Source organism: Thermogutta sp., assembly GCF_014359955.1.
Taxonomy (GTDB): Bacteria; Planctomycetota; Planctomycetia; order Pirellulales; family Thermoguttaceae; genus Thermogutta.
The window spans coordinates 1-8,416 of record NZ_JACIYL010000118.1 but is presented as its reverse complement, the minus strand read 5'-3'; the positions used below and the strand labels follow the sequence as shown (position 1 = coordinate 8,416).

Sequence of the window (8,416 nt, the reverse complement as noted above, 5' to 3'; positions counted from 1 at the left end):
GACACCCAACTGCAAAACAACCTCAACCGCTGGTACGATGCCGGGGTCGGCCGCTGGCTGAGCGAGGACCCGATCGGCTTTAACGGCGGCGACGGGAATTTGTATCGGTACGTGGGGAATAACCCGCTTTTTGATGTTGATCCGACTGGCTGCGTCAGTTCACTCCAGGGTTGCCTAAAGAGTCCGGCAGCCCTTTGGTGCTGTATTGAAACTGGCGTAATAAACAAGGGACAGGTCGTCAACCATATTCGGAACCTGGGACAGGACGGTGTTGTGAGGTTGCTCACAAAATGGGGCGGAAAGGTAGTGAAAGGTGGTGGAAAGGGTAGTCACGTGAAGGTGATTTTGCAAAATGAGACTTTTATCATTCCTAAGGAAATAAGTATCGGCGTTGCCTACCAGATTGTAAATAAGATTCTATCGCTTAATTGAGCCCACACCTTTCCTTTGTTTTCATAAAAGATACTCGTTATTGTATGGCCGGATATGTTTATATTTTCGAGTTTTTTCCGGGGATCTCTCGAGAGACCATTGATAGGTTTATGGATAGCCTTATGGAAGAGCTGGAATCACAGGGCATTGTTGCCGGAGGTAGTTACAACCACACTTGCGCTAACGTGGCAATAACACTCCCTGGAGCAATGGGAATTGAGACTATTGTTCGGATTATCATGGCCGTGAACGATCGATACCACTGCGTGAAAGGGTGGAGGCACGGCCCTGTCGATGATGAGTAGCGAAACCTAAGCCAAGGTGGCATCGCAGTTCGCTCATTACCGATTTGCCATGGTAAGCAACTCGTGTGCTGTGCCAATGATACGGTAGCGTGTGAGAGATGGTTCTGTTTTCTTTTGTTCAAATCAGCGGTCAGCTTTAACCTGGTGTGACGGTACAAGATCAAGGGAACCTTTGAGGCGGCCTAGATCATAGGATTCGAATGCATTGACAACCCGGCGAATGAAAGGGGACAGTGGGGCTTGATGCACGCCCCGAACACAATCCGGAATATTGCCAAACTTGACGCGCAGACGGTTCCGAACGGGGTTGCAAGACTGGACAACCCAGGTTTCGCAGAGGAAAGAAGGTGACCACCGTGGTCAATCATCTCATCTATGACGCCTTCGGCAAAGTCACGTCGGAGAGTAATCCGACGATTGATAGTCTCTTTTTATTCACCGGTAGACCGTTCGATAGTGACACCCAACTTCAGAACAACCTCAACCGCTGGTATGATTTTCGTGTCGGCCGCTGGCTGAGCGAGGACCCAATTGGCTTCGCCGCCGGGGATGGGAATTTGTACCGGTATATTCAGAATTCGCCGAGTGGTGCCGTTGATCCTGACGGATTGCGGGGACCGGTAGCGCCCCCGCTTCCCGTCCGTCCGGGTCCGTCGCCTGTTCGGCCGGGCGTACCGCCAAGGCCAGCTTTGCCTCGTCCTAGGCCTATCGCCCCGGGGATGCCTGAGATCAACTGGCCTCCTATCTATCCTCCCGTAAGCTCGGAAGAGATTCCCCCCAGTTACACCCCCCTGCCTCCTGGGTGGGAGGAAGGGCCTGGCCCGTCCCTAGTGCCCGCACCCGGAACGCAGGAATGGGAGGCGTACGCGAAGAGGTGCTGGGAGATATACAAGCGGAGAATGGAATGCAGGATACTCCATGACGACTTTTATAAACCGCTGCAAAACCTAGGAGGAAACTACCGCGATGAAAGGGAATGTGCCAAGGTCGCACGCAAGTGCAGCGCTATCTACTGGGAGGTGCAGGGACGGAAAGCCTACCTCGACAAACGGTGCGACTACGTGCTCCCCGGCAGTATTGAAAAAGGATCAGAAAAGCAGGAAGTAAACCATCGCATAGAATTGGAAAATAAGCAACAGGCTTTGAAGAACTGTTGAAACCACTACCGCCGGCTTGGTTGTGGCGAGCCTCCCGAGCCAACACACTACCGTGAGCTGTTAGGCAAAGACCCGTTTGCTCCGCTACGTTTGCCTTGGAAATGGTGGTAATCTGCTCTTTATAGGCACAGTGCGCGGTCAATCAGTTAAGGTCGTAAGGTTAATGGGGGCAGATCGATGTTCGCGTCTCCTCTCAACACGGTTCCACGGAGACCTGAATATGAGTAGAGCAGAGCCGTATCCCGATCGAGACTGGTTCGCGGTGAACACCAGACGGGTAGATGCCGATTACCTGGCGTTCTTGGCCGAGAGGGTGCCGAAGGATTTAGTGAAGCAGTTGTACGAAGATGCCCTGCCCGATATCTATTTGGATCGGAGACCGCCGGAGACATTGGTGGAACCTCTTTCCTCCGGTGTCTTTCCGCAAGATGAGAACGAACGCTGGGAGATTGAAAAGCTTCTTGAGTACGTAACCTACATTTATGACCTTAGTGAACAACGAGGGGAGTATGAAGACCCATTCAAAGTAGTGTACGCCATGTCGCTCTATTTGCATTGCTATGTTCTGGGCTACAAGGACCCGCCGCCAGACCCATATTTGACTGCGCTGCGGCTATTAGTGACTGCGGCTGGGAAGCTAGATTTTCAGACACGACTGCAGGTGTGCCGGTTTCTGGGTTCGCGCATCACCATGCTTCCGCCAGACCCGAACGACTACGTGGGCGCGGTGTCCGGGCTGGTATGGGCGATTGCGGTCCTTCTAGGCAGTCTGGTTGAAAACATTGCTGCTTTCGGAGAGGCGATTGCGACCGAAGAGAACATTAAAGAGAAGTGGCACGAAGGGGAGAAATACATGGACCCGGAGAGGGTCAAAAAAATAGAGCAGTTGCTTCGGGAGATGTACGGAGCGCAGGGTAGGGTCCTTCGTGCTGCCGACCGGTTGGTTAGCGCGTTGGGGGGCCCAGATAACGCCGAGACACGAAACGATGATACAGGCTCGTGACCGCGTCGTTGCTCGCCGTGTGCATGTCCATTCTGGGTAGTCCTTGGCACGCCGCGAACAGGGGCCTACCAACTCGGGCGACACGGACATCACCCAGTACACCTGGGACCACCGCAACCGGCTCACCAAGGTGGAGCACCGGGCAAGCTATGCCGCTGCGGTCGATCATGTGGTCGAGTACGCCTACGACTATGCCAACCGCTGGGTCTACAAGCGGCTCGATGACGACGGCGACGGCCATGCCGAGCAGCGGCGGATCTTCATCTACGATGGCAACCAGATCGTCATGGATTTCTGGCGTACCAACTCGGGCGACATGCAGGTAGGCCACCAGCAGTAGCGTTACCTCTGGGGTCCGGCGGTGGGATCGATTGTGCCTGAGAAAAATGTTTATTTGCTACAGTAAAGGCGGGCGATGAGGTGCGGAACGCCGGTCGCACAGGCCGAATGGATGCCACCGCGTTTTCGGCTTCGGGCCTGCGATTGTTCGATTTGTCAAAGCACCCGCAGACTGCCGATCTCGAGGCCACCACGCACTGCCCGGCGTTCAGAGTCCCAGCCACCCGCAGCAGCATCGAGAAGCACCCGATACCATGGGCAAGGAGCGGTGGCGAAGCTCCTCGCTGAGTTAATTCTCGAAGACACGTGTCCTTCTTCGCGAGGCCTCCCTGCCAGTGGGGGGCGGTTGCCGGTCGGAAGGCCATCGCTACCTAGCCAGACCGATTACGGAAATGCCCCTGCGCAAAGAAAAACCCCGCACAACCTGCCTCGTCGGCAAGTTTGCTGGGGTTCGTGGATCCCAGTGCCCCCTGTAGGATTCGAACCTACGACCCGCTGATTAAGAGTCAGCTGCTCTGCCGGGCTGAGCTAAGGGGGCAGTTGCTCTCGATATTAAGGTACACCCTGGGTGTTGCTTGGCCCACCTTGGGTATTCATCCATGCCTCTATTCACCGGGCAGCGAGGATCGATTCCCTCGCTTCTTCGCAGTCGGTGTGTCTCGTTCCCTGTCCATCCGTCGGGCACGCGAGGCCCCCTCTTCGGAGGCATACAGATCGGCACCGTTAAGGAACACACTCTACCCGATGATCGAAAACAAAAAATGCGGGAAAGAGGACTTGAACCTCCACGGCCTTGCGGCCACCAGGCCCTCAACCTGGCGCGTCTGCCAATTCCGCCATTCCCGCGAACGACCATCACCTCATAAAAATAGTCTACTGATCCCCTTTGCCGCGTCAAGTCCCAGAGCCCCGCCTCCGTCCCCGCTTTTGCAGTGGGCACAACATGCGTGCCCGGTGAAAGCCGGCGGATCATCCATGTTGCAAACGCGGACGTGACTAGCACGTCCGTCCGAAAGCCGCAAATTCGGAAACGTCGTCTAGAGGGGCACGCTTGTCGTACCCGGTGAAGGGCAATCGGGCATCGATCGGTGTTGATCGGACCCGACAAGCGGGTCCCTCCGAAAGCGGACCTGACAGGCAGGTCCCTCCGAAAAAAGCGGACGTGACAAGCAGGTGCCTCCGGAATAGGTGTCACTTGCCTGGAAACCTTCCTGGAGGCCAGCGTCGCTTGTCAGGCAGCGCAAATGGAGATGGGTTGGGGCACGTTTGGGCAGCAAGAAAAATGACGACCCCCGCGGAAGAACCAGCCCACGCAGCCGGGTTCCAACGGGGGCTCGCGCCTGTCGGCAGCTTAGCGGCCGTCCCTGGCCGTTCGTCGCGTCTCCATACCTCTTTCGGGCACCATGAGGGATCCTGTCGCCAAACTGATACACCAAAAAATCGCAACGCATCCTTGCCATCCGCGAGTGTATCAAGGGCGTTATGCCCCGCTATTTGACGAGGCGAACGGGTCGGTGGGCTGCCACCGTGCGGAACTTCTCAATGAGCTGCTCACGATAGTCGGTGACGGCCAGGGTGCCGGGCACGATGAACGACTGGCCGTTGGTCATGCGAGCGATTTCGTCAAGCAAATCCGTATCGGCATCCAACCCCAGCCCGATCGTGAAAATCGGAATTCGGTTTTCGGCCGCCCTTTGGGCCTGGGAAAGGGCGTAGGAACGTCCCTGGGTTTGGTTGTACGGCCGATTGGCTTTTCCATCCGTCATGAGCACGATCATTTTGAAGGCCCCTGGTCGTCCGTGGGCAAAAAGTTCGTCCACTCCGTTTTTGATTCCCGCGCCGATGTTCGTGTAATGGTCATAGTGACCGGCCTGCCGGTGGACGATGGTGTCTTTAATCGCTTCAAAAGATTGAGTGAGCGGATACTCAGTCACCGCCGTTTGATCGGGCGAGTTGTAGATCACGAGCGATACCCGATCGTTGGTGTTCACCGCCTGAATGTAGTCGAAAAACACGCCCACAGCCTCTTTGAGCTGGCTGACAGGCTGCTCACTGACCTTCCACAAATCCGGTGTTTCGTCGGCCTGGGGTTTTTGCTCCAGCCAGTAGTTGATGAGGGTTAAATAGCCGTACATTTTTCGATAACCCGCGTTTTTCACGAAGGTGCTCGTTTTCACGTAGTTGATGTAGCTTTCCCAACTCCCGGAGGGATATGGGTAGGGCACTTTGTCGAGGCCGAAGGCTTTCATGATATTCGTCGTGGTGTCTTCGAAACGTTCTCCGTAGCCGGGGCCCTCGCCGCTAGCGTTGCATCCCGATTTGACCCAGCATCGGTCAATTCGCTTGTTGGCGTTCCGACCAGTCCCCCGGAACACGCCGGTTTTTCCGGAGAGTCCGTCGAATTTCTGAGTCGTGCCGTCGGAGAACTGGAGCACGACGTTTGAGAGATCCTTGGTGGACACCACATAGACATCGTCCCCCCGGAACGTGACGGTGATCTGGGGCTCGCAGGACGATTGGGGTGGTTTGCCAACCTGGGTGTAGTACTGCGGCGTGAACTGGAGGGAACCGTAAGTCGGCGAACCGAGTTCCTCGTAGATTTGCTGAATGTTGGCTTCCACGGCCTCGCGGGCAGACGGGCCGAATTCAGTGATTCGGCGGAGTTCACTGTCGTCGTTCATGGAGGCTGAAAAGTCGAGAACCAACACGATATCCCGGGGCTGGTACTGGGCGATGGATTCAGCCTGAAGGACGAAGGCATCCCGGCCGAAGATTCGGGCGAAAAACAAAGGTCCGCCGTTGTGGGTCGTTGTCACGCGAATGGCGGAGGGCGCCGTCGCTGTGGGGAGGAATTCGCCGGTGTCAGCGTCCCATTCCCCGAAGTCCACGCGAAATTCCTGGGAGTGCTGAGCAAGGAGCTCCTCCAATCGATCTTCCCAGTCTTCCAACTCGGTCAAGTTCTGATGACCGATGGGATTTCTGGCGAGGAACTCGAAGGCTTTGAGGCGGGCGACGTCGGTTCCCTCGGCCAGGCTGGCGGCACCTGCCAGGGCGGCCGCGTCGGTGGCTCGTTTGAGCTCCGTCTTCACCGTCATCATGTAGCCCACGTCCACCGAAAGGGCCAGAAGCCCCATCATGAAGACCATGAGCAGTGCCGTGAGCATGACAATCGCGCCGCGACGTCTTTTCTTGTCCTCGCATTTGCGGAGCACCCAAAGCAGCTTCGGCGACCTCATAAGGCCCTCCCTATCGAGACGAGAACCACCACAGACGAGACAGGCGCGACATTCAATTCGGTCTATTGGAAAAGATAGGATATTTTTTGCGGCAAAGCAAAAAATAATGGGGAACCGATCCCAAACGGTCGAGACACAAATCTAGTCCCTTTGGAATGGCCTGCCGTAGATTCCCGAAGCAACGGCTGGTGGTCATTACTGAGAACGAAACAACGGTTTTGCTTGTGCCGGAGCTTATGGTCGATGTGAGGGAGCGTTCCAGTTCTTCGTCTGCGTCTGTGCAGTCAGTCGCGGAGCGTCCTTGCGGCGCGTGCACAGCCTGCTGCACCTGGCTGCCCATCCCAGCAGGGCACGTGGGCCCAGAGGACAAGCCCACCGGTGTGGACTGTCCGCACTTGACGTGCACAGGGTGTCGCAAGTATGAAGACCGACCGACGATCTGCCGCCGGTTTGAATGTTCTTTTCTCAAAGCTCGGACCTGGCCCGTTGAATGGCGGCCGGACCGCTCTGGCCTCCTTTGTTTATCTGAATTACTTTCTCCTGGCGTGTGGGGCAGCGCGGTTTACGAGCTGGTGCCGGGGCGGCTTGACTCGACTGTGGGCCAGGCCATCCTCGAGCAGCTTCTGGCACAATCAAGCTTCGTCGTGCTGATCACAAGAGACGGAAGGCGGATTCTCCGTCCGGGGCTCCGCGTGGATACAAAACCGGAGCGCATCCCCCGGCCACATTTTGTCCAAGATCAACGGGCGACAGATGCCTCCCCTCGCGGGCACAATCGGTCGTCACCCTGAACCGGATGCCAAAGCGAGGGCCGCATCACGGCCCAAGCCGGTGCCGAGCTGAGTCGTCCCTCGTTGTCCTGTGCCACTGTGTCTGCGCAGCTCAGTTCCTGGTAGGGGCAATTCATGCATTACCCCTGCGGCGCGTGGAATCTTCCAAACGATCTTCCGAGCGATGGGCAACGGTCAGGGTGCGGAAAGCAATTTTCGCAGGACCATCGGCAGGATGCCGCCATGCTGGTAGTACTCAAGTTCCACCGGAGTATCGATTCGCGCCAGACAGGAGAACTCGATGGTTTGACCATCGCTTTTCCGGGCAACCACCCGCACTTGACATCGCGGAGTCAGCTCGGTTTCCGGCTCGAGGATATCGATCACTTCTTCGCCGCTCAAACCGAGGCTTTGCCATGTCTGGCCTTCCGGAAATTGAAGGGGGAGGACCCCCATTCCCACGAGATTGCTCCGGTGGATGCGCTCGAAACTGGTGGCCAGAACGGCACGGATTCCCAAGAGGGCCGTTCCCTTGGCGGCCCAGTCGCGACTACTTCCGGTCCCGTATTCGGCCCCCGCCAGGACCACCAGGGGAGTCCCGTTTGACTTGTATCGCATGGCGGCTTCGAAGACGGTAAGCACTTCGCCCGTCGGCCAGTAGCGAGTCACACCACCTTCCTGGTCAGGGACCAGATAGTTGCGCAGGCGAATGTTGGCAAATGTTCCCCGAACCATGACGAGGTCGTTGCCGCGTCTCGCTCCATACGTGTTGAATTCTTCCGGCGGAACACCTCTTTCAATGAGGAAGCGGCCCGCTGGGCTGTCCTTGGGGATAGTCCCGGCTGGTGAGATATGATCCGTGGTGACGGAATCTCCCAGGGCCAGCAGGACCCGCGCACCGCGGATCGGAGGCGGAGGAGTGGGCTCCGGCGTGAGCCCGTCAAAATAGGGAGGCTCATGGATATACGTGCTTTCCTCTCGCCACGGGAAAAGCTCGCTCGGCTGTACCGCGAGACTTTGCCACAGTTCGTCGCCCTCAAAAACCGATTGATAGCGTTTTTGGAAAAGGTCGGGAGTCAACACCTCAGCCATCGCAGAAGCGATTTCCTGTTCGTTTGGCCAGAGGTCTCTCAAGTAGACCGGCTGACCCGAGGGGTCGAAGCCGATCGGCTCG

At 56.9% G+C, this 8,416-nt stretch carries 5 protein-coding genes, 2 tRNA genes and 1 pseudogene; 4 read left to right on the top strand and 4 right to left on the bottom strand.

The window, feature by feature from the left end:
* From H5U08_RS05620 to H5U08_RS05605, 4 genes are all read left to right on the top strand, one after another.
* Positions 1–432 (top strand): RHS repeat-associated core domain-containing protein (locus H5U08_RS05620; protein WP_297031113.1); only part of this gene is annotated, 432 nt, incomplete at its 5' end.
* A 652-nt stretch (positions 433–1,084) separates the two neighbouring features.
* A complete protein-coding gene (locus H5U08_RS05615) occupies positions 1,085–1,894 on the top strand; it encodes an RHS repeat-associated core domain-containing protein (RefSeq protein ID WP_297031111.1) in 810 nt (269 codons plus the stop codon).
* 220 nt (positions 1,895–2,114) lie between these two features.
* On the top strand, positions 2,115–2,897 hold the full coding sequence (locus H5U08_RS05610; RefSeq protein ID WP_297031108.1) for a hypothetical protein: 783 nt from the start codon (positions 2,115–2,117) through the stop codon (positions 2,895–2,897).
* 43 nt (positions 2,898–2,940) lie between these two features.
* Positions 2,941–3,237 carry a hypothetical protein gene (locus tag H5U08_RS05605; protein WP_297031107.1) on the top strand — a complete coding sequence of 99 codons (297 nt, stop codon included), beginning with the start codon at positions 2,941–2,943 and terminating at the stop codon, positions 3,235–3,237.
* Between the two features lie 463 nt (positions 3,238–3,700).
* Here the strand turns inward: H5U08_RS05605 and H5U08_RS05600 are convergent.
* The 4 genes and pseudogenes from H5U08_RS05600 to H5U08_RS05585 form a co-directional block, all read right to left on the bottom strand.
* Positions 3,701–3,774 (bottom strand) — tRNA-Lys (locus tag H5U08_RS05600).
* Between the two features lie 224 nt (positions 3,775–3,998).
* Positions 3,999–4,082, bottom strand: a tRNA-Leu gene (locus H5U08_RS05595).
* 644 nt (positions 4,083–4,726) lie between these two features.
* Entirely contained in the window at positions 4,727–6,472 is a 1,746-nt protein-coding gene (locus H5U08_RS05590) for a VWA domain-containing protein (protein ID WP_297031105.1), read from the bottom strand.
* Positions 6,473–7,437: 965 nt separating this feature from the next.
* Positions 7,438–8,416 (bottom strand): annotated as a pseudogene (locus H5U08_RS05585) (aconitate hydratase); the annotation flags it as partial.

Excerpts from the sequence above, each read along its gene's own strand:
- H5U08_RS05610 (WP_297031108.1), top strand. The coding sequence starts at position 2,115 with ATGAGTAGAGCAGAGCCGTATCCCGATCGAGACTGGTTCGCGGTGAAC.
- H5U08_RS05590 (WP_297031105.1), bottom strand. The coding sequence starts at position 6,472 with ATGAGGTCGCCGAAGCTGCTTTGGGTGCTCCGCAAATGCGAGGACAAG.